The sequence below is a fragment of the Kitasatospora sp. NPDC053308 genome (assembly GCF_055585785.1).
Genome location: NZ_JBVJJY010000003.1, coordinates 529618 through 550083, shown reverse-complemented (window position 1 = coordinate 550083; position 20466 = coordinate 529618). Strand labels below are relative to the sequence as shown.

At 73.5% G+C, this 20466-nt stretch carries 15 protein-coding genes; 10 read left to right on the top strand and 5 right to left on the bottom strand.

Going from position 1 to position 20466, the window contains the following annotated elements; genetic code table 11:
* The first annotated feature begins 127 nt into the window (after positions 1-127).
* The 6 genes from egtA to ACZ6Y7_RS10335 all read left to right on the top strand — a co-directional run bounded on the left by egtA (position 128) and on the right by ACZ6Y7_RS10335 (position 7967).
* On the top strand, positions 128-1495 hold the full coding sequence (gene egtA, locus ACZ6Y7_RS10360; RefSeq protein WP_465757430.1) for an ergothioneine biosynthesis glutamate--cysteine ligase EgtA: 1368 nt from the start codon (positions 128-130) through the stop codon (positions 1493-1495).
* Positions 1492-2994, top strand: coding sequence for an ergothioneine biosynthesis protein EgtB (gene egtB, locus ACZ6Y7_RS10355; RefSeq protein WP_465757429.1), 1503 nt, complete (start codon positions 1492-1494; stop codon positions 2992-2994). Before egtA ends, egtB begins: the two co-directional genes overlap by 4 nt.
* Entirely contained in the window at positions 2994-3743 is a 750-nt protein-coding gene (egtC, locus tag ACZ6Y7_RS10350) for an ergothioneine biosynthesis protein EgtC (RefSeq protein WP_465757428.1), read from the top strand. Before egtB ends, egtC begins: the two co-directional genes overlap by 1 nt.
* Before the next feature lie 42 nt (positions 3744-3785).
* Positions 3786-4757 carry an L-histidine N(alpha)-methyltransferase gene (gene egtD, locus ACZ6Y7_RS10345; RefSeq protein ID WP_465757427.1) on the top strand — a complete coding sequence of 324 codons (972 nt, stop codon included), beginning with the start codon at positions 3786-3788 and terminating at the stop codon, positions 4755-4757.
* A gap of 267 nt (positions 4758-5024) precedes the next feature.
* On the top strand, positions 5025-6473 hold the full coding sequence (locus ACZ6Y7_RS10340; protein ID WP_465757426.1) for a sugar porter family MFS transporter: 1449 nt from the start codon (positions 5025-5027) through the stop codon (positions 6471-6473).
* A 393-nt stretch (positions 6474-6866) separates the two neighbouring features.
* On the top strand, positions 6867-7967 hold the full coding sequence (locus ACZ6Y7_RS10335; RefSeq protein WP_465757513.1) for a nitric oxide synthase oxygenase: 1101 nt from the start codon (positions 6867-6869) through the stop codon (positions 7965-7967).
* A gap of 208 nt (positions 7968-8175) precedes the next feature.
* Here ACZ6Y7_RS10335 and ACZ6Y7_RS10330 read toward each other — a convergent pair whose 3' ends face one another.
* Entirely contained in the window at positions 8176-8820 is a 645-nt protein-coding gene (locus ACZ6Y7_RS10330) for a TetR/AcrR family transcriptional regulator (RefSeq protein WP_465757425.1), read from the bottom strand.
* A 135-nt stretch (positions 8821-8955) separates the two neighbouring features.
* On the opposite strand from ACZ6Y7_RS10330, the gene ACZ6Y7_RS10325 reads away from it, so the two are divergent.
* The 4 genes from ACZ6Y7_RS10325 (at position 8956) to ACZ6Y7_RS10310 (ending at position 14020) form a co-directional block, all read left to right on the top strand.
* Positions 8956-10119: an acyl-CoA dehydrogenase family protein gene (locus ACZ6Y7_RS10325; protein WP_465757512.1), complete on the top strand. Its 1164-nt coding sequence runs from the start codon at positions 8956-8958 to the stop codon at positions 10117-10119.
* Between the two features lie 102 nt (positions 10120-10221).
* On the top strand, positions 10222-11421 hold the full coding sequence (locus ACZ6Y7_RS10320) for a thiolase family protein (RefSeq protein WP_465757424.1): 1200 nt from the start codon (positions 10222-10224) through the stop codon (positions 11419-11421).
* A 124-nt stretch (positions 11422-11545) separates the two neighbouring features.
* On the top strand, positions 11546-12304 hold the full coding sequence (fabG, locus tag ACZ6Y7_RS10315; protein WP_465757423.1) for a 3-oxoacyl-ACP reductase FabG: 759 nt from the start codon (positions 11546-11548) through the stop codon (positions 12302-12304).
* 345 nt (positions 12305-12649) lie between these two features.
* Positions 12650-14020 carry a S53 family peptidase gene (locus tag ACZ6Y7_RS10310; protein WP_465757422.1) on the top strand — a complete coding sequence of 457 codons (1371 nt, stop codon included), beginning with the start codon at positions 12650-12652 and terminating at the stop codon, positions 14018-14020.
* 177 nt (positions 14021-14197) lie between these two features.
* Here ACZ6Y7_RS10310 and ACZ6Y7_RS10305 read toward each other — a convergent pair whose 3' ends face one another.
* The 4 genes from ACZ6Y7_RS10305 to ACZ6Y7_RS10290 all read right to left on the bottom strand — a co-directional run bounded on the left by ACZ6Y7_RS10305 (position 14198) and on the right by ACZ6Y7_RS10290 (position 20109).
* Positions 14198-16492 (bottom strand): hypothetical protein, encoded by a 2295-nt coding sequence (locus tag ACZ6Y7_RS10305; RefSeq protein WP_465757421.1) that lies wholly within the window; start codon positions 16490-16492, stop codon positions 14198-14200.
* A gap of 775 nt (positions 16493-17267) precedes the next feature.
* A complete protein-coding gene (locus tag ACZ6Y7_RS10300; protein ID WP_465757420.1) occupies positions 17268-17735 on the bottom strand; it encodes an NUDIX hydrolase in 468 nt (155 codons plus the stop codon).
* Between the two features lie 455 nt (positions 17736-18190).
* Positions 18191-18586 (bottom strand): hypothetical protein, encoded by a 396-nt coding sequence (locus ACZ6Y7_RS10295; protein ID WP_465757419.1) that lies wholly within the window; start codon positions 18584-18586, stop codon positions 18191-18193.
* Between the two features lie 227 nt (positions 18587-18813).
* Positions 18814-20109 carry a serine/threonine-protein kinase gene (locus ACZ6Y7_RS10290; RefSeq protein ID WP_465757418.1) on the bottom strand — a complete coding sequence of 432 codons (1296 nt, stop codon included), beginning with the start codon at positions 20107-20109 and terminating at the stop codon, positions 18814-18816.
* Positions 20110-20466 lie beyond the last annotated feature (357 nt).

Below are 20466 nucleotides of genomic sequence, written 5' to 3'. Positions count from 1 at the left end.
GCCACCCCTCTGACCTGCAGAAACGAACGTTCACGCGATTTTTGCAGGGCGTCTCCGCATGCTCCGTAGCAGACTGGGCAAGGTAGACCGGGCCGCAATCGTGATCCCGAGGATGGTGAGTCCGGCGATGCCGACATCCCGCACCACTCCGCCCGACCGGCAGAGCGCACCACCGCCCCTGCCGGGGGTGACCCCGCTGACCGAATCGGGGGCGCGCAGCCATGTGTCGGGCGTCTGCTTCAAGATCGGACCGCCCCGGCTGGTGGGGGTCGAGGTCGAGTGGTTCGTCCATGACGATCGATGTCCCACCCGGCCCGTACGGCCGGAACTGCTCCACGCCGCACTGGAGTCGCTGCCCCTCGGCGGCGCCGACGGCACCTCGCTCCCCTCCGGTTCGCGCCTCACGCTCGAACCCGGCGGACAGGTCGAGCTCAGCTCCCCGCCCGCCACCGGCCTCCTGGCCTGCGTCGATGACACCCGACGCGATCTGACCGCCCTGCGGGCCGCGTTCGCGGCACAGGGCCTGCGACTCACCGGCACCGGGACGGACCCGCTGGCCCGCCCCCGGCGGATGGTGCTGGACCACCCCCGCTACCTCGCGATGGAGCGGTTCTTCGACTCCGCCGGGCCCTGGGGCCGGATCATGATGACCGGCACCGCGTCGGTGCAGGTGTGCCTGGACGCCGGCGAGGCGCAGGGCCCGCACGCGGTGGAGCGCCGCTGGCGGCTGGTCCACCGGCTGGGCCCGGTGCTGGTCGCCGCCTTCGCCAACTCCCCGCTCCTGGACGGCCGGCCGACCGGCCACCGGTCGACCCGGCAGACCGTCTGGTCCCGGATGGACCCGACCCGCACGCTGGCCCCGGAACCGGACCACGGCGATCCGCGCGAGGCCTGGGCCCGGTACGTACTGGACGCCGAAGTGCTGTGCGTCCAGCGGCCGGAGGGCCTGCCGTGGACCGCCCCGCCCGGGCTGACCTTCCGTGACTGGATCCGCGGCGGCGGCGAACGCCCGCCCACGCTCGCCGACTTGGACTACCACCGCACCACCCTGTTCCCCCCGGTGCGCCCTCGCGGGCACCTGGAGCTGCGGATGATCGACGCCCAGCCCGGGGACGGCTGGATGGTGGTCGCCGCGCTGGTCACCGCACTGCTGGACGACCCGGTGGCCGCCGACCTCGCCCTGGCCGCGCTGGAGCCGCTGGACGCCCTCGACCGCTCCCCGGGCACGGACGGTCCGCGACCGCCGCGCAGCGAGGCCTGGCGCCGCGCCGCCACCCTGGCGGTCGCCGATCCCGACCTGCGCCGCGCCGCCCTCACCTGCTTCGCCGCCGCCGACGCCGCGTTGGGCCGCCTGCCCGGCGCGGGGTGGCTGCGCACCGCCGTCGCCCAGTACGCCGAGCGCTACCCCGCGCGCGGCCGCTGCCCGGCCGACGACCAGCTGGACGCCCTGCGTTCCGGCACCCTACGCACTCCTCCGGAGGAGGCCGCACCATGACCGACGTCCGACCGAACGGCCCGACCGCAGCCCCCGCCCCGGAGGCCGGACCGGGTCGCGGCCCCGCATCAGCGGGCGGCCTCGACGCAGCCGGCGGCGGCGCGGCGGCGGCCCGCGGCCACCGGGCCGACCGCGGCGACGACGAGGTGGCCCGCGGCACCCGGACGGCCCACGGCATCGAGGCGGCCCGCGGCATCGAGGACCTCCGCGAGGCCATCGCCGTCGAACTGCTGGCCGCCCGCGTCCGGACCGCCGCGCTGACCGACTGCGTCGAGGACGCCGACCTCACCGCCCAGCACTCCCCCCTGATGTCCCCCTTGGTCTGGGACCTCGCGCACATCGGCAACCAGGAGGAGCTCTGGCTGCTGCGCAACGTCGGCGGCCACGACCCGATGCACCCGGAGATCGACGGGCTGTACGACGCCTTCCAGCACCCCAGGGCCGAGCGCCCGAGCCTGCCGCTGCTGCCGCCCGCCGAGGCCCGCGCCTACGCGCACGAGGTGCGCGGCCGGGTGCTGGACCTGCTCGCCGCCAGTCCGCTGGAGGGCGCGCCGCTGCTGGAGGCCGGGTTCGCGTTCGGGATGATCGCGCAGCACGAACAGCAGCACGACGAGACGATGCTGATCACCCACCAACTGCGCAAGGGCGAGCCGGCGCTGGCCGCTCCCCCGCCGCCGCCCGCACCCGCCGACGCGGCCGCCCTGCCCGCCGAAGTCCTCGTCCCCGCGGGCCCGTTCACCATGGGCACGGACACCGAGCTCTGGGCGCTGGACAACGAACGCCCGGCGCACACCGTCGACCTGCCCGCCTTCCTGCTGGACACCACGCCGGTCACCAACGCCGCCTACCAGCGCTTCATCGCGGACGGCGGCTACGACGACCCGCGCTGGTGGTCCCCGGAGGGCTGGGAGCACCGGCAGCGGGCCGGCCTGAGCGCCCCGCTGTTCTGGCAGCACCAGGACGGCGAGTGGCTGCGCCGCCGCTTCGGCACCGTCGAGCCCGTCCCCGGGGACGAGCCGGTGCTGCACGTCAGCTGGTACGAGGCGGACGCGTACGCCCGGTGGGCCGGGCGCCGGCTGCCGACCGAGGCGGAGTGGGAGAAGGCGGCCCGGCACGACCCGGCCACCGGCCGCTCCCGCCGCTACCCCTGGGGGGACGGCGCCCCCGGCCCCGAGCACGCCAACCTCGGCCAGCGCCATCTGCGCCCGGCCCCGGCGGGCAGCTACCCGCAGGGCGAGTCCCCGTACGGAGTCCGGCAGTTGATCGGCGACGTGTGGGAGTGGACGGCCAGCGACTTCCGTTCGTACCCCGGCTTCCGGGCCTGGCCCTACAAGGAGTACTCGGAGGTCTTCTTCGGTCCGGAGTACAAGGTGCTGCGCGGCGGCTGCTTCGCGGTGGCGCCGGTGGCCTGCCGCGGCACCTTCCGCAACTGGGACTACCCCGTGCGGCGGCAGATCTTCGCCGGGTTCCGCACCGCCCGCGACCTGGCGGACGCCTGATGTGCCGCCACCTGGCCTACCTGGGCGAACCGCTGGCACCCGGGGAGTTGCTGGTGCGCCCGCCGTACGGGCTGTACCGGCAGTCCTGGGCACCCCGGACCCAGCAGTACGGCACCGTCAACGTGGACGGTTTCGGCCTCGGCTGGTACGCGGACGGCGACGAAGTGCCGGCCCGCCACCGCGGGACCGGGCCGATCTGGGCGGACGAGACCTTCGCGGACCTCGCCCGGGTGGTCCGCACCCGGGCCCTGCTGGCGGCCGTGCGCTCGGCCACCGAGGGCTGCGCGGCGGGCGCGGGCGCGGCCGCCCCGTTCGCCGCCGAGCGCTGGCTGTTCAGCCACAACGGCGCGGTGGCCGGCTGGCCGGGCAAGCTGGACGCGCTGGCCGCGCTGCTCCCGCCCGCCGAGCTGCTGGACCTGGAGGCGCGCACCGACTCGGCCCTGCTGTGGGCGCTCACCCTGCACCGGCTGCGGTCGGGCGCCGGGCTCGGCGAGGCCCTGGCGGGCACCGTCGCGGACGTCGCCGCGCACACCACCGGACGGCTCAACCTGCTGCTCACCGACGGCGTCACGATCGCCGCGACCACCTGGGGCGACACCCTGCACCACCGCACCCTGCCGGGCCTCGGGACGGTGGTGGCCTCCGAGCCGTACGACGACGACCCGGGCTGGACGCCCGTCCCGGACGGCTCGCTGCTGCTGGCCGACGGCCGGGACGTCGGCGTCCACCCGCTCCCCAGCCACCCCTGACCAGCTCTCCCTTCATCTTCTGAACAGAGGAACCACCCTGTCATGGACACCTTCGATCTCACCCGACTGCTGCCCGCCGACCACTTCAGCACCACGCTTCGCCAGGACGTGCAGCACGGCCTGACCGCCGAACCCAAGTGGCTGCCGCCGAAGTGGTTCTACGACGCGCGGGGCAGCGAGCTGTTCGAGGAGATCACCCGGCTGCCCGAGTACTACCCGACCCGCGCCGAGCGGGCCATCCTGACCGCCCGGGCCGGCGAGATCGCCGCCGCCACCCGGGCCCGCACCCTCGTCGAGCTGGGCTCCGGCTCCTCCGAGAAGACCCGGCTGCTGCTCGACGCGCTGCGCGCGCTCGACACCCTGGAGACCTACGTCCCGGTGGACGTCAGCGAGAGCGCCCTGACCGCGGCCGGCACCGCGCTCGCCGCCGAGTACCCCGGGCTGGCGGTGCACGGCGTGCTGGCCGACTTCACCGACCGGCTCGGACTGCCCCCGGCGGGCGGCCCGCGCCTGGTCGCCTTCCTCGGCGGCACCCTCGGCAACCTGCTGCCCAAGGAGCGCGCGGCCTTCCTGCGCGGGCTGCGTGCCGCCCTCGACCCGGGCGACTTCCTGCTGCTCGGCACCGACCTGGTGAAGGACCCGGAGGTGCTGGTCGCCGCGTACGACGACTCCGCCGGGGTCACCGCCGAGTTCAACCGGAACGTGCTCAACGTGCTCAACCGCGAACTGGGCGCCGACTTCGACCCGGACGCCTTCGAGCACGTCGCGCTCTGGGACGCCGAGCAGGAGTGGATCGAGATGCGGCTGCGCTCGCTGCGCTCGCAGACCGTGAAGATCCCGGCGCTGGACCTGCCTGTGCACTTCGCCCGCGGCGAGGAGCTGCGCACCGAGGTCTCGGCCAAGTTCCGCCGCGAGCGGGTGGCCGAGGAGCTGGCGGCGGCCGGGCTGCGGCTCACCCACTGGTGGACGGATCCGGAGGGCCGCTTCGGGCTCTCGCTCTCCGCACCGGTCTGACGGGCGCCGGCTCGGCGGCACGCCCCGGAGTGCGCGCCCGCTCCGGGGGGGGGCGCCATCCGGGGGCGCGCATCCGGGGTGCGCATCCGGGGTGCGTACCCATCCGGGCCCGTCCCGGGTGCGCACTCCGGAGCGCGCGCCCACGCCTGGGCGGGCCCGGGACGGCCCAATTTGGTTGTTCACCTTACGAATTCTGCATGTCCGTATTGACCATCCCGATGTACAGGAGTTGAACGAATGGGGTTACGATCGCGGCTACCGAGCTCAATGTTGAGTACCAGGAGTCAGATCGTGAGCGTCACCCAGAAGCCCTCCGGGGCAGTCGAGGCCCCCGCGCCCGGCCGCCTCGGCTTCGTCGTCTTCATCACCGCCGCCGCGGCCCTCGGCGGCTTCCTGTTCGGCTACGACAGCTCCGTGATCAACGGCGCCGTCTCGGGCATCCAGGAGAAGTTCGGCGTCGGCGACGGCGTGACCGGTCTGATCGTCTCCTCGGCCCTGCTGGGCTCGGCGGTCGGTGCCGCGCTGGCCGGCCGGTTCGCCGACCGGTACGGCCGCATCAAGGTCATGAAGGCGGGCGCGCTGCTGTTCGCGGTCAGCGCCGTCGGCTCGATGCTGCCCTTCTCCGCCTGGGACCTCGCCCTGTGGCGCGTCCTCGGCGGCGCGGCCATCGGCATCGCCTCGGTGATCGCCCCGACCTACATCGCCGAGGTCGCGCCGACCAAGTACCGCGGCCGGCTCGCCTCCTTCCAGCAGGCCGCGATCGTGCTCGGCATCGCGATTTCCCAGCTGGTCAACTGGGTGCTGGCGAACGCCGCCGGCGGCGACACCCGCGGCGCGCTGCTCGGCCTGGAGGCCTGGCAGTGGATGCTCGGCATCTGTGTCGTCCCGGCCGCGGTCTACTTCGTGCTCGCCTCGGTCATCCCGGAGTCCCCGCGCTACCTGATCCAGGCCGAGCGCCTGGCGGACGCCCGCGCGGTGCTCGCCGAGGTCGAGGGCGAGGGCGTGGACACCGACGCCCGGATCGCCGAGATCCAGGCGCTGATCGCCTCCGACCACCGCCCGCGCTTCCGCGACCTGCTCGGCGGCCGCTTCGGCCTGCTGCCGATCGTCTGGGTCGGCATCGGCCTGTCGGTCTTCCAGCAGCTGGTCGGCATCAACGTGATCTTCTACTACTCGTCGATCCTGTGGCAGTCGGTCGGCATCGACCAGAGCAACTCGCTGCTGATCAGCTTCATCGGCTCGGTCATCAACATCCTCGGCACCGTGATCGCGATCGTGCTGGTCGACCGGATCGGCCGCAAGCCGCTCGCGCTGATCGGCTCGGTGGGCATGGCCGTCGCGCTCGGCACGGCCGGCTGGGCGTTCTCCTCGGCCACCGGCAGCGGCGACAACCTCAGCCTTCCGGACCTCCAGGGCACCGTGGCGCTGATCGCCGCCAACGCCTTCGTGCTGTTCTTCGCGATGTCCTGGGGCGTGGTCGTCTGGGTGATGCTCGGCGAGATGTTCCCCAACCGGATCCGCGCCGCCGCGCTCTCCGTCGCCGCCTCCGCGCAGTGGATCGCCAACTGGGTGATCACCGTGTCGTTCCCGTCGATGTCGCGCTGGAACCTGTCCGCGACGTACCTGATCTACGCGGCCTTCGCGGCGCTGTCCGCGCTGTTCGTCGCGAAGTACCTGAAGGAGACCAAGGGCGTCCGACTGGAGGACATGGGCTGACAGGCAGCCGTGATCGGCTGATCCGACAGTCGGACCTTCGGCCCCCGCACCCTAGCGCGATCAGCGCGGGTACGGGGGCCGAATCGTTCACTCCCTGCGGCGGGCCGGGCACCTCCGGTACTCCTGGGCGGCAGGAGGGATGAGTCCTTGATCTTCAACCGGCTTCGCACCCGCAGACCCGCGCCCGCCGCCCCGAGCGGCGGCTGCCCGTACGCCCACACCCACGCACACCCGCAGAACCACGGCCGCCCGGACTCCCCGACCACGGCCGTGCCCGCGCCGGCCGCGGCGGCACCCGCCCCGGACCGGCCGCCGGCGCCGTCCCGCGAGGAGCGGCCCCCGGCGCCGTCCCCCGAGGAGCGACTGCCGGAACCGTCCCCCGAGGAGCGGCGACTGCCGCCCGCGCCGCCGCCGTTCACCGACCCGGAACAGGCCGCCGACTTCATCCGGCGGTACCACCACGAGCAGCCCGGCGCCGGGAGCCCCGCGCCGCGGCTGCGCGCCGTCCTCGATGAGATCGAGCGCACCGGCACCTACCACCACACTCCCGCCGAGCTCACCTACGGCGCCAAGCTCGCCTGGCGCAACGCCGCCCGCTGCATCGGCCGGCTGTACTGGCGCAGCCTGGTGGTCCGCGACCTGCGCCACCTCTCCTCGGCCGACGACATCGCCGCCGAGTGCTTCGAGCACCTGCGACTGGCCGGCAACGGCGGGCGGATCCGCCCGGTGATCTCGGTGTTCGCCCCCGACCGCCCGGACCGCCCGGCCCCGCGCATCGTCAACCAGCAGCTGGTCCGCTACGCCGGCCACCGGGTCGACGGTGAGGTGATCGGCGACCCGGCCGGGGCCGCCCTCGCCGCCCGCGCCCGCGAGCTGGGCTGGAAGTGCGCCGAGGACCGCTTCGAGGCACTGCCGCTGCTGATCCAGGAGCAGCCCGGCGAGCCCCCCGCGTGGTACGAACTGCCGGACGACACCACGCTGGAGGTGCCGCTCAGCCACCCCGAGCACGACTGGTTCGCCGAGCTCGGCCTGCGCTGGTACGCGGTCCCGGCGATCAGCGACCTGACGCTGGAGATCGGCGGCGTCCGCTACCCCGCCGCGCCCTTCAACGGCTGGTACATGGGCACCGAGATCGGCGCCCGCAACCTCGCCGACGCCGACCGCTACGACATGCTCGGCACCGTCGCCGAGCGGCTGGGCCTGGACACCTCCAGCGACCGCACGCTCTGGCGCGACCGCGCGCTGGTCGAGCTCAACGTGGCGGTGCTGCACTCCTTCCAGGAGGCCGGGGTGACGATCGCCGACCACCACACCGAGTCGGAGCGCTTCCTCAAGCACGTCGCCCAGGAGAAGCGGCTGGGCCGGCCGACCCCGGCGGACTGGAGCTGGATCGTGCCCCCGGTCTCGGGCGGGCTGACGCCGGTCTACCACCGGTACTACGACCCGGTGGACCCGGAGCTGCGGCCGGCCTTCGTCGCGCGCGAGGCGTGGTAGGGCCGCGGCCGGACTGCGGACCGGACTGCGGAGCGGGTGCTCCGCCGGACGCCGGACCGGACGCTGCGTCGGACGCCGGACCGGACGCTGGGTCGCGGGCCGGACCGGACGCTGGGTCGGAGGCTGGGTCGCGGGCCGGGCCGGTGCTCCCGCCGGGCTCGGGGGCGACCCGGCTTTCAGCAGCGGGCCGGGCCAGGAACGCGCCGGCTCAGGAGCGGGCGGCGAGGCGCTCGAAGCGCAGGACGAGTCCGTCCAGCAGCGCCTCCAGGCCGGTCTCAAAGGCGCCCTCGTCCACCGTCCCCCGGTGCCCGGCCAGTCGGTGCGCCTCGCCGAGGTGCGGGTAGTCGGCCGCGTCGTAGACCTCGGCGTCCGCCGGGAAGCCGGCCGCGAAGGAGGCCAGCGCCGAGCCGGTGACGAAGTACCGCATCAGCGCGCCGATCCGGGTCGCCTGGCCGCGCGGCCACCCGGCGTCGACCAGGTGGCCGAAGACCGCGTCGGCCAGGCGCAGCGCGTTCGGCCGCCGACCGGGGCCCTGGGCGAGGACCGGGACGATGTTGGGGTGGGCGGCCAGCGCGGCGCGGTAGGACCGGGCCCAGTCCCGCAGCGCCGTCGGCCAGGGGGTGCTCGGAGTGCTGAACATCGACAGGTCGACTTCGCCGATGACGCTGTCCACCACCGCGTCCAGGAGTTCGTCCTTGGTCGCGAAGTGGTTGTAGAGCGACGGCCCGCTGACCGAGAGCTCGGCGGCGAGGCGACGGGTGGAGAGGGCCTCCAGCCCCTCGTCGTCGGTCAGCCGCAGGGCAGCGGCGACGATGCGGTCGCGGCTGAGCAGCGGGGTGCGCGGGCGGGCCATCGGGTCGCTACCTCCGGTCGGGTGGGTTCGGGTGGGGTGGGGACCGATTCTGACAGGAGCCCCTTCCCAGCGCGGCAGGTCAGAGCTACAGTCCCCTCATAAAACTTGCAGCGCTAGTTTAACGAGGTGCGCACCGTGAATCTGGAGTTGTCCGAGGAACAGGCCGCCGTACGGGACCTCGCCGCCTCCTTCACCGACCGCGAGATCGTGCCGTACGCCGCCGAGTGGGACCGCGCCGAATCCGTCGACCGCGCGATCATCGGCAAACTGGCGAAGGTCGGCTTCCTCGGCCTGACCATCCCCGAGGAGTACGGCGGCAGCGGCGGCGACCACCTCGCGTACTGCCTCGTCCTGGAGGAGCTGGGGCGCGGCGACTCGGCCGTGCGCGGGATCGTCTCGGTCTCGCTCGGCCTGGTCGGCAAGTCGATCAACGCCTTCGGCACCGAGGAGCAGAAGCGGCACTGGCTGCCCCGGCTCACCTCCGGCGAGTCGCTCGGCTGCTTCGCGCTCACCGAGCCCGGCACCGGGTCCGACGCCGCCAACCTCACCACCCGCGCGGTGCGGGACGGTTCGGACTGGCTGATCAGCGGCGCCAAGATGTTCATCACCAACGGCACCTGGGCGGACGTCGCACTGGTCTTCGCCCGCACCGGCGGCAGCGAGCCCGAGCAGCAGGGCCACCGGGGCATCACCGCCTTCCTGGTCCCCACCGACCTGCCCGGCTTCACCCGGACCGAGGTCCACGGCAAGCTCGGCCTGCGCGGCCAGGCCACCGCCGAACTCTCCTTCGAGGACGTCCGGGTGCCGGACAGCGCCCGGCTCGGCGAGGTCGGCAAGGGCTTCACGGTGGCGATGGCCGCGCTGGCCAAGGGCCGGATGTCGGTCGCGGCCGGCTGCGTCGGCATCGCCCGGGCCTGCCTGGAGGCCGCCGTCCGCTACGCGGGCGAGCGGGAGCAGTTCGGCCGACCGATCGCCTCGCACCAGCTCGTCCAGGAACTGCTGGCCGGCATCGCCGTGGACGTCGAGGCGGCCCGGCTGCTCACCTGGAAGGTCGCCGACCACATCGAGCGCGGCCTGCCGTTCGCCACCGAGTCCTCCGTCGCCAAACTCCACGCGAGCGAGGCCGCCGTCCGCGCGGCCAACAACGCGCTCCAGGTGTTCGGCGGGTACGGGTTCATCGACGAGTACCCGGTCGGCAAGTACCTGCGCGACGCGCGCGTCATGACCCTCTACGAGGGCACCAGCCAGATCCACCAGCTGCTCATCGGACGTGCCCTCACCGGCGTCAACGCCTTCTGATCCACCCCGGCCGTCCCTCGCGTCCCGTCCGCCTTCCCGTCCGCCCCTTTCGTCTCTTCCTCCGCTTCCGCCGCTTCCGCCCTCGACAAGGAGCCTGACGACGTGCGTCCCGTCTACTTCGCCGCAGCCCGCCGCACACCCATCGGCCGGCTGCGCGGTGCGCTCTCCACCGTCCGCCCGGACGACCTCTCGGCCACGGTGCTGCGCGCCCTGCTCGCCGACGTACCGGCCCTCGACCCGGCCCGGATCGACGACGTCTACTGGGGCGCCGCCAACCAGGCCGGCGAGGACAACCGCAACGCCGCCCGGATGGCCGTCCTGCTGGCCGGCCTGCCGGAGACCGTCCCCGGGGCGACCGTCAACCGGCTCTGCGCTTCCGGGCTGGAGGCCGTCACCCTCGCCGCACGGGCCATCGGCGCCGGCGAGGCCGACGTGGTCCTGGCCGGCGGCTGCGAGTCGATGACCCGCGCCCCGTTCGTCCTCCCCCGTCCCGACGAGGCGCTGCCGCACCGGATGGAGACCTTCGACACCCGGCTCGGCTGGCGGCTCACCAACCCCCGGATGGCCGAGCTGCACGGGGTGCTCAGCATGGGCGAGACCGCCGAGGAGGTGGCGAGCCGGTACGGCATCACCCGGGAACGCCAGGACGCCTTCGCCCTGCGCAGCCACCAGCGGGCCGCCGCCGCCCGCAAGGACGGGCACTTCGACGCCGAGCTGATCCCGGTCGAGCGGCCGGACGGGGTGACGGTGAGCCAGGACGAGGGCATCCGCGAGGACACCAGCCTGGCGAAGCTCTCCGGGCTCAAGCCGGTGTTCCGGCCCGGGGGCACCGTCACGGCCGGGAACGCCTCGCCGATGAACGACGGCGCCGCCGGCCTCGTCCTGGTCAGCGAGGAGGCCCTGCGCGACCTCGGGCTGGAGCCGCTCGGCCGGTACGTGGCGGGCGCCTCGGCCGGGGTGCACCCGGACGTCATGGGCATCGGCCCGGTGCCGGCCACGGCCAAGGTGCTCGGACGGGCCGGCTGGTCGCTCACCGACCTGGACACCGCCGAGCTCAACGAGGCCTTCGCCGCCCAGGCCCTGGCCTCCGCCGACGGGATCGGGTTCGACCCGGAGCGGGCCGACGAACTGGTCAACCCCAGCGGTGGGGCCATCGCCCTCGGCCACCCGCTGGGCGGCTCCGGCGCCCGCATCCTCACCACCCTGCTGCACCGGATGCGTCGTACCGGCGCCCGGCGCGGCCTGGCCACGATGTGCGTGGGCGTGGGACAGGGTACGGCCGTGCTGGTCGAGCACGGCTGACGACGACGGACAGATGACAGACGACGGATGACAGATAACAGACGACGGATAACAGATGACAGATTTCATCATCTGTCACCTGTCATCTGTTACCGGCCATCCCACACTCTTCGAAGGAGCTGACGTGACACGTTTCGCAGGGAAGGTCGCCGTAGTGACCGGCGCGGCCCAGGGCATCGGCGCGGCCACCGCCCGTCTGCTGGCGGAGGAGGGCGCGGCGGTCGCCGTGGTCGACCTCAGTGCCGAGCGGGCGGCCGGGACGGTCGCGGAGATCACCGCCAAGGGCGGCACCGCCCGCGGGTACGGCTGCGACGTGGCCGACTACGACGCGGTCGAGGCGGTGTTCGCACAGATCGCGGCGGACCTCGGCGGGCTGCACATCCTCGTCAACAACGCCGGGATCACCCGCGACAACCTGTTCTTCAAGATGCCCAAGTCCGACTGGGACGCGGTGCTGACGGTCAACCTCACCAGCGCGTACAACTGCAGCCACGTCGCGCAGAAGTACATGGTGGCGCAGAAGTACGGGAAGATCGTCTCGCTCAGCTCCCGCTCCGCCCTCGGCAACCGGGGCCAGGCCAACTACGCGGCCGCCAAGGCCGGCATCCAGGGCCTCACCGCGACCCTGGCGATCGAGCTCGGCCCGTTCAACGTCAACGTCAACGCCGTCGCCCCCGGCTACATCGCCACCGCGATGACCGCGGCAACCGCCGAGCGGGTCGGCAGCTCGGCCGAGGAGCACCAGGCCGAGGTCGCCGCCCGCACGCCGCTGCGCCGGGTCGGGCAGCCGGAGGAGGTCGCGTCGGTGGTGGCCTTCCTGGCGAGCGAGGACGCCTCCTACGTCAGCGGGCAGACCCTCTACGTCAACGGCGGGGCGCGCTAGCCCGTAAATCACCCGGCGACCCGGGTTCACCCGACTGTCCGGGTCACCTGGCGGTCCGGGTCACCCGGTGTCCGGGTTCACCTGGTGGCACGGGGGTTGAACCAGGCTTGAGCAGTGGATACGCTTGATATTCATTGAATATGACTGACGTGTCATCATATGGCCGTCTCAGGTGCGCGGTTACCTTCACCTGAGACGGCCTTTACCTTTTCTCGTGGCCGAGCATGACCATGGTGCCAGTCAGGTGACCCCACCAAATGACTATGGCATGATCATGTGGCTCTCGATGGGATGGCCCAACCGACCCGACCGGACCTGGTCGGGCCCTGCGTCCCAAGGAGTTCCATGGGCAGCCCCGCTTCCCTCCGCCGCGCCCTGGCTCTGCTCGCCGTCGGAGCGACCGCTCTGACCGCGGGCACCGTCGCCGTACCGGCCGTCGGCGCCGCGACCGCCGCCCCGTCGCACGACCTGGCGGGCGTCCACGTCCGCCCCGCCTCCTTCGGGCACCACAACATCCAGGCGCGGCCGGCCCCGCTGACCACCTCCCAGTGCGTCAGCCAGATCGGCATCCACTGCTACTCGCCGCTGCAGTACCGCGAGGCGTACAACCTCAACCCGCTGTACGACCAGGGCGTCACCGGCAAGGGCCGCACGATCGTCATCGTCGACTCCTTCGGCTCCCCGACCATCCAGCACGACCTGGAGGTCTTCGACAAGCAGTGGGGCATCCCGGACACCCAGGTCGAGGTGGTCAAGTGGGGCAACGTCCCCGTCTTCGACCCGAAGAATCCCGACCACACCGGCTGGGCCGGCGAGACCACCCTGGACGTCGAGTACGCCCACGCCGTCGCCCCCGACGCGCACATCATCCTGGTCGAGACCGGCGTCGCGGAGACCGAGGGCACCACCGGTCTGCCCGAGATGATGGACGCCGAGAAGAGCCTCATCAAGCAGGGCCGCGGCGACGTCATCTCGCAGAGCTTCGGCGCCACCGAGAACACCTTCCCGGGCTTCGACAAGGGCGACTTCAAGTCGATCACCGACCTGCGCTACGCCTTCAAGGCCGCCGCCGACCGCAACGTCACCGTGCTCGCCGCCTCCGGCGACAACGGCGCGACCGACGCCAAGGAGAACGGCACCGACCTGTACCCGTTCAAGGTCAACTCCTGGCCGTCCTCGGACCCGCTGGTCACCTCCGTCGGCGGCACCCAGCTCACCCTGGACGACTCCGGCAAGCGCACCGCGGACGACAAGGTGTGGCACGACAACTACGGCGCGGGCGGCGGCGGCGTCTCCGGCGTCTTCGAGCGCCCGCTGTACCAGACCGGCGTCGCCAACGTCACCGGCAACCACCGCGGCACGCCCGACATCAGCATGAGCGCGGCCGTCGACGGCGGGGCCTGGACCTACGAGTCCTACGACCCGACCGCGGTCGGCTGGCACCTCACCGGCGGCACCAGCGAGGCCACGCCGATCTTCTCCGGCGTCGTCGCACTCGCCGACCAGCTCGCCGGCTACCGCCTCGGCCAGATCAACTGGCGCATGTACGGCCTGAGCCTGCTCCCGAGCCAGTGGAGCGGCATCAAGGACGTCAAGGAGGGCGACAACGGCTGGAACGGCGTCACCGGCTACAACGCCACCCCCGGCTACGACCTGGCCAGCGGCCTGGGCACCATCGACGCCACCCAGTTCGTCCACGCGATCGCCGGTCGGTGATCGGGCTCAGCCGACAGCCGACAGCTGAGGGCTGACGGCTGACACATGACAGCGGACAGATAACAGATTTCGAAATCTGTTATCTGTCCGCTGTTTTCTGTTTTCCGTCGGCGGTCGGCGGTTGGCGGTCGGCGGCCAGGTGCCGGCCGTCGGCGCTCGGTTGCCGCCTGCCGGGCGTCAGCCGGTGGCGGCCAGCTGGGCGAGGTAGCGCTCCGCGGCGCGGAGCTTGCGGCCGTCGGGGCCCGGGAGGTAGGCGCGCAACTCGATGATCTCCGGGGCGATCCGGATGGCCTCCGCGCGGTCGGCGATCGAGCGCCAGCATGCCTCGGCGTTGGTGGCCGCCTGCTGGGTCTCCGGATGGTCGGGGCCCTGCGAACGCAGCAGCGTGAGGGCCACCTCGCGGTAGATGTCCGCGGCCTCGGCCGCCCGCCCGGCCAGTCGGCACACGTGTGCCCGGACCTGACGCACCTGCAGGACGGGCTCGGACACGGCGCCGTGCTCGGCGATCGCCTCCAGCTCCAGGGCGAAGGCGAGATCGGTCGCGGCGGCGTGGTCCCCGGCATCGGCGCTGCGGACGATCCGTCCGATGACCTCGCGGTAGTCCGCGCGGGGCGGACCGGCCGGCGCGGCGGCGGGCTCGGCCGGGGCCCGGACGGGAGCGTCCGCCGCGGTCTCGGCGGGAGTCTCGGCCGCAGCGGCGGCGGTCGCTTCGGAGGGGACCTCGTCCGCCGGTGCCTCGTTCGTCGGGGCCGACTCCGCCGGTGCCTCGTTCGTCGGGGCCGACTCGGCCGGGACGGCGTCCTGCGGCTCCTCCGTGACCTCGGCCACCTCCTCGACGGCCTCCGTAAAGTCCGTGACAACCTCCGGGGCCTCCGGGGTCGACGGGGCTGCTGTGGCCTCGGCGGTCTCCACCAACGGCGCGTCCTCCACCACGTCCGCCCCCCGCGGGAGTTCGGGCTCGGCGACAGCCACCGCGGTCTCGACCTCGGCCTGGGCCTCGACTTCGGCCTCGGACCGGCCCTTGAGGAGCGTGACGCCCGCCGGGGGTGCGGTCTCCCCAGCCGGGGCGTCGGCCGGGGCGGGCTTGCGCAGGGTCACGCCCGGAGCCGCCGCGGCGTCACCCACGGCCGCGGCGGACTCGCCCCACTTGAGCAGGCTGACGGGGCGGGCCGGCCGGGGCGGCGTGGGCGGTACGCCCGGCTTGACCAGGCTCACCGGGCCGCCGCCGGCCGCCGGAGCGGCGGACACGCCCGCCGCCGGCCACCCGGCAGAGTCGTCCAGCGGCTGCCCGGGGCGCGGCGGCATCGGCGCCGGGGGCGGTGGGAACTCCGCGGGACCGGTGTCCGCGACCGGCACCGCGTCGGTGCCCGGCAGGGCGTCCCCGAAGGGCACGGCGTCCGGGAACGGCGGCGCGTCGGCCACCGGCGGCAGGTCGGCCACCGGGCCGTCGCCGCGCCGCGCGGTGTTGCGGAAGAACGGGCGGCCCGGGGCGTGCGTGGCCAGGATGACCACGTCCGGACGCAGCACCGAGTACACCTGCTGCCGCAGCTGCTCGGGCGCGAGCACCTCGCCCGCGCCGGGGCGACCGCCGTGCAGCGCCTCGATCAGGGCACGGGTGAAGGTGCCGATCTGCTCCGGGTCCGGGCTGACCACCGCCCACAGCGGGATGCCCTCGCTGAGCGGCGAGACGGTGCCCTGGAGGTACGGCCAGGCGTTCTGGTCGGCGCTCAGGTCGGCGATGACGAGGGTCTGCCAGTCCGCCGGACGGTGGCTCAGCTCGGCGGCGAGGGCCTGCCAGGACAGGCCGTCCTGCTTGGCGTCGCGCAGGGTCAGCTGGAGCTGGCCGCCGCGCTTGTCGGCGGACACGTGCCCGCCCACGTGGACCAGCAGCGGCCCCGGGTGGCGGGAGGCGGCGCGCAGATGGGCGAGGACGGTGTGCGGGTCACTGGCGCCGGGGAGGTGGACGGCGTCCACCGCGTCGGCGGCGAGCAGGACCTGCGGCGAGACGGCGGCGAGCATCGCCGAGAGCACCGGCGCCTGGGTCGGACCGCCCCGGCCCCAGGTGCGGCGGCCGGAGTTGCCGTAGCCGCCCTCGATCACCAGGATCCGCCCGCGCGGCGCGGCTCCGAGCCCGCCCGGACCGGCCGCAGCGGCTCCCGGTGCGCCGGGCACCGGCACCCCGCCCGTGGCCGGGAACGGTGGCGGGGTCGAGGCGGCCGCCCCCGCGGCGGGCAGGCCGGTGAGCGTCCACCCGGTCGGCGGGACGGGCGGCGCACTCGGCGGCGCGGCGGGCGGCGCGGTGGTCGGCGCGACGGCCGGCGGGGCCGGGGGCACGGGCGGCGGCTCGTAGAGCGCGGCCGGCCCGGGCGGGTGCTCCTCGGACGGGACGCGCGGGGGCGGCGGTACGGCGTCCCAGGGGCCCGATTCCGCAGTCGGGTCGGTACCTCCGGAAACCGCTGTCGTCTCCGCCATCTCCTGGTCACCGCCCCGCCCCGCCGCTCCCGCGGCGTCTGATGCCCTTGACTGCATGGTGCTTGCCACCACACTCCGTGCGCGCCACCCTACGAGATCCCGCCGCACCCGATCCAGGCCGGGTCGCCGATCGGCGCACCAAGCCGCCCGCAGTGCCGCTGTCGTCCCGTCATGACCAACCCCGACCGTCGCTTTCTCCTCCCCGACGTCGACGGCCCCCTCATCCCGTCCGGGGGCCCTCCCCCGGGCGGCCACGTCACAAGGTGCGGACCCGGACGGTGGCGGCACGGTCTTCGCCGGAAGCCCCGGCGTCGGCGTCGGCGTCGACAGAGCAGCCGACCTGCGGCGCCGACTCGATCACGGACTGGACCCCCGACCCCCTGTCCGCCGACAACACCAACTCCACCAGCGAGGGTTGTCCTCCCCGCCCCCGCAGGCATCAGCCGTGGTCTATCTGGCCAGATAACCCGCGGGCCCCGTCCTCCCCGCACCCGCAGGCGTCAGCCGGGGAGGGGCTGCTTGCCAGAGCCGGACCCGCGAGGGTCAGCCGCACACACGTCGGCAACGCGACCACCCAGGACCGACTTGCCCTCTTGGTGCAGCGCGGAGACCAGACGGACCGGCGCCCCGACGATCACGAGACGCGCATCGATCAGCCGGGCCGTCGTCATTGCCCGGTCGGCCACGAGCGCGCCAGTGTGCAGGGGCACTGGGTCGGGCGGGAGTTCGATGTCGGCCGTGCGGCCGTCGTACGACCGGCATCGGACGGCGTAGGTCAGCGCACCACTGGGATCGCGCCGGACCGCCAGTCGGCCAGGCGCTTGCGGATGCTCGACACCATCGGCAGCTCGTCCGTCTCGGCCGGGGTGAACCATGCGACTTCGGATGACTCGTCCGACGTCTGCAGCCGGCCGCCGATCGGTCGGCCGAGCAGGCAGATGCTGAACTCCTGGCGGACCTCGCCATCGTCATAGGCGAACACATGGCCGGGGTTGGTGTACGTGCCGACGATCCCGATGATCTCGATGTCGAAGCCGGTCTCCTCGCGGGTCTCGCGGATGCCACACCCGGCGAGGGACTCACCGAGGTCCATCTTCCCGCCAGGAAGGGCCCACATGCCGTTGTCGCTGCGGCGCTGAAGCAGAACGCGACCACCATCGTCGACCACGACCACGCTTGCGGCCGGAACCAGGCTGTTCGCCTTCGGGGCGTTCGGGTCGTCCTCGTAGTCACGCCTGGGCATCGGCGGCCACCTCTGCTGTCGGAATCGTCCACACGTCGCGCCGCCCACAACTCCTCGATGTGGCCGACGAACCGATCGAACACGCCGTCGTCTTGGGCTCGCCTGAAGTGCATCATCGGGGCGTCGTGGCCGATCCTACCGGGCAGCAGCGGGGTGACGATCATGTCGTTGTCGAAGCGGCATGCAGACAACGACACATGGCTGGTCTCGTACCGGGCCTCGATCGAGGTGTCGCGGACTTGGCCAGCTCGGACACCCGGCAGCCGAACGCCGCCTTCCTGCGCAGGAGAGCACCGAAGTTCGCGTGCTCCAACCACGGGAAGTAGTCGGTGTATCCGGCGAACATGAGCTCTCGCTCGGCACCGGTCGCGAGCTGGCGCCACAGCGTTGCGGGCGCCGCCGAGGCCCGGACCTCGACGCGCCTCCCTCAGCGCACCGGCAGGGAGCAGCGGCGGCTACGCGCTCGGCCGCCGGGTGGGCCTCCGAGCGGGGGGTTGGTTCTTGACGGCGCTGCAGGCCAGCAGTTCGGTGCCGGTGGCGTCGAAGTAGAGGGTGAAGAACCAGGAGCGGTCCGGTGCGTCGAGGAGGCCGATACGGAACGACACGTCGCGGTGCCGGGAGAGGATCTCGACCGACTCGTCGAGGCCGAGGGTGACCAGGCCGACCTTGCGTGCCCAGCCCAGCCGGGTGGCGGCGATGCCGCGCACCATCCAGTCGGGCGCGACCCCGTCAGACAGCCGCAGCGTGCCGCCGGCCAGGAGGGCCTCGCGCGCCGGGGCGCAGGCAGCGGTCTGGCCGGTGAGCACGGCAGCGAGATCACGCCGGGTTGGGTGCTCGCTCTGGCCGGTCATGCCGAGACCGTAGTCACCGGCAGCTGGGCCGTGCCACCGGATTCGGGCAGCGGAGTCCCCGTGGTCGGAGCAACGTGCTGGGACATCAGGGCCGGCTCGGGTGCCTGGCGGGCGACGGTGCTCGCTCCCGCCGCCCACCAGCGGCCGGCACCGGTCGGCGTGGTCACTTGCGGTGGACTCGCCGGATTCGCCTCGGGGGCGGATGCTTCGGCACCCCAGGGGTCCGGCTACTTGAACGAGACGTAGACGACGAGGAGGAACACGAACAGCAGCAGCCAGGTCTTCCCCAACCCCAGGCGCAGCGGCTCGCGCGGATCGGGGTCCTGCGGTACCGGGACCTGCGGGACGGGGCCCTGCGGAGCCGGGGGCTGCGGCGGGTGGGGCTGGGGAGGACGCGGCGGCCGGGCGCGGGCGGGTATCGACGGCCGGGACGTGGTCGGGAGGGCGTCGAAGGGCTGGACGACCGGCGGGGCGGGCAGCGGCGGCCGGGGAGGCCGGGCGTCCGGCACCGGCGCCCGTGGAGGGACCGGGACCGCACGTTCGGTGGGGACGTAGGTGGGCGCGTGCGTCACCGCGGGATCCGCGGACGTCGCCGCAGGACCCGGGTCCGGCGCGTCGTCGCCCAGGGCCTGGCGGACGGTCGTCTCACGCCGGGCGAGTTCCTGGGCCAGGGGTGAGGGCAACCAGCCCTGGAAGGCGCGCAGCGGGCGGGACAGGGCCCGGTCGCACAGGGCGATGACTTCCTCGGGGGTGGCCCGGTCAGCCGGATCGGCGACGAGGCAGCGGGTGAGCAGCGGGCGGATCTCGGGCGGGTAGCCGGACAGGTCCGGCGGGCGGAACTCGGTGTTGGCGATGCGGGTCGCGACAGTGATCGCGCTGCCGTCCCCGTACGGGTGCAGTCCGGTGGCCGTGACGGCGGCGATCAGGCCGAGGGCGAAGAGGTCGCTCGCGGGGGTGACGGGCTCGCCGAGTGCGTGCTCGGGCGACATGTACTGGGCCGTGCCGATCGGGTTACCGCTGGCGGTGAGCTGGGTTCCGTCCCCGGCGCGGGCGATGCCGAAGTCGATGACCCACGGGCCGTCGGTGGCCAGCAGGACGTTGGCCGGTTTCAGGTCCCGGTGGACGATGTCGGACGCGTGCACCGCGCGCAGTGCCTCGGCGACACAGCCCACCACCTGGAGCGTGGTGAGCGGCGGCAGCACGCCGAACCGCCCCCTCACCTGGTCCAGCGTCAGGCCGGAGACGTAGCGGCAGGCCAGCCAGGGGGTGGTCCCGCTGGTGTCGTGGTCGACCACGGGTACCACGTGGTAGCCCTGCACGGTACGGGCCGCACGGACCTCCTGCTGGAACCGGCGCCGGAACCCCGCGTCCCGGGCGTACTCCTGGCGGATCACCTTCAACGCGACCGGCTGGCCGCCGCGGGTCCGGGACAGGAAGACGGTGCCCATGCCGCCCTCGCCGATCCGCCGCAGCAGCGGGTAGCCCGCGATGTCGCGGGGGTCCCCCGGCCTCAGCGGCGCCATGTCCGCGCTGTCCTGACTTGCCGTCACTGCACCCGTCCCCCGCATCGGATCCCCGTCAGTAGGCGCACGATGCTACCCAGTCTTTTCCGGCGCCCAGGTTGCCGGGGAACCGGGAGGCGACCCGGGATGCTCGCGATGAGGAGCGGCGCGGTCGTACTGGCCACGCACCCGTCGACGTCGGCGATCAGCGCGACGGTGGCCGATCTTCGGCGTGCCGGGTCGGGCCGGCCATGACGGGGCCACCCGTCCGGCTCCGCGCCCGAGTGGAGGCGGCGCGTTCCGCGGACTGGACCGTGGCACCGAACTGCCGCCCGCAGTCGCGCCACGGCCGGGATCGCCCCCACCGCACTACCGCAT

What these genes read in the sequence shown, in the direction of transcription:
- ACZ6Y7_RS10310 (WP_465757422.1), top strand. Translation starts at nt 12,650, where the DNA reads ATGGGCAGCCCCGCTTCCCTCCGCCGCGCCCTGGCTCTGCTCGCCGTC.
- ACZ6Y7_RS10330 (WP_465757425.1), bottom strand. Translation starts at nt 8,820, where the DNA reads ATGGCCCGCCCGCGCACCCCGCTGCTCAGCCGCGACCGCATCGTCGCC.
- ACZ6Y7_RS10305 (WP_465757421.1), bottom strand. Translation starts at nt 16,492, where the DNA reads ATGGCGGAGACGACAGCGGTTTCCGGAGGTACCGACCCGACTGCGGAA.
- egtC (WP_465757428.1), top strand. Translation starts at nt 2,994, where the DNA reads ATGTGCCGCCACCTGGCCTACCTGGGCGAACCGCTGGCACCCGGGGAG.
- ACZ6Y7_RS10290 (WP_465757418.1), bottom strand. Translation starts at nt 20,109, where the DNA reads ATGGCGCCGCTGAGGCCGGGGGACCCCCGCGACATCGCGGGCTACCCG.
- ACZ6Y7_RS10340 (WP_465757426.1), top strand. Translation starts at nt 5,025, where the DNA reads ATGTTGAGTACCAGGAGTCAGATCGTGAGCGTCACCCAGAAGCCCTCC.
- egtB (WP_465757429.1), top strand. Translation starts at nt 1,492, where the DNA reads ATGACCGACGTCCGACCGAACGGCCCGACCGCAGCCCCCGCCCCGGAG.
- ACZ6Y7_RS10295 (WP_465757419.1), bottom strand. Translation starts at nt 18,586, where the DNA reads ATGACCGGCCAGAGCGAGCACCCAACCCGGCGTGATCTCGCTGCCGTG.
- egtA (WP_465757430.1), top strand. Translation starts at nt 128, where the DNA reads ATGCCGACATCCCGCACCACTCCGCCCGACCGGCAGAGCGCACCACCG.
- egtD (WP_465757427.1), top strand. Translation starts at nt 3,786, where the DNA reads ATGGACACCTTCGATCTCACCCGACTGCTGCCCGCCGACCACTTCAGC.
- ACZ6Y7_RS10300 (WP_465757420.1), bottom strand. Translation starts at nt 17,735, where the DNA reads ATGCCCAGGCGTGACTACGAGGACGACCCGAACGCCCCGAAGGCGAAC.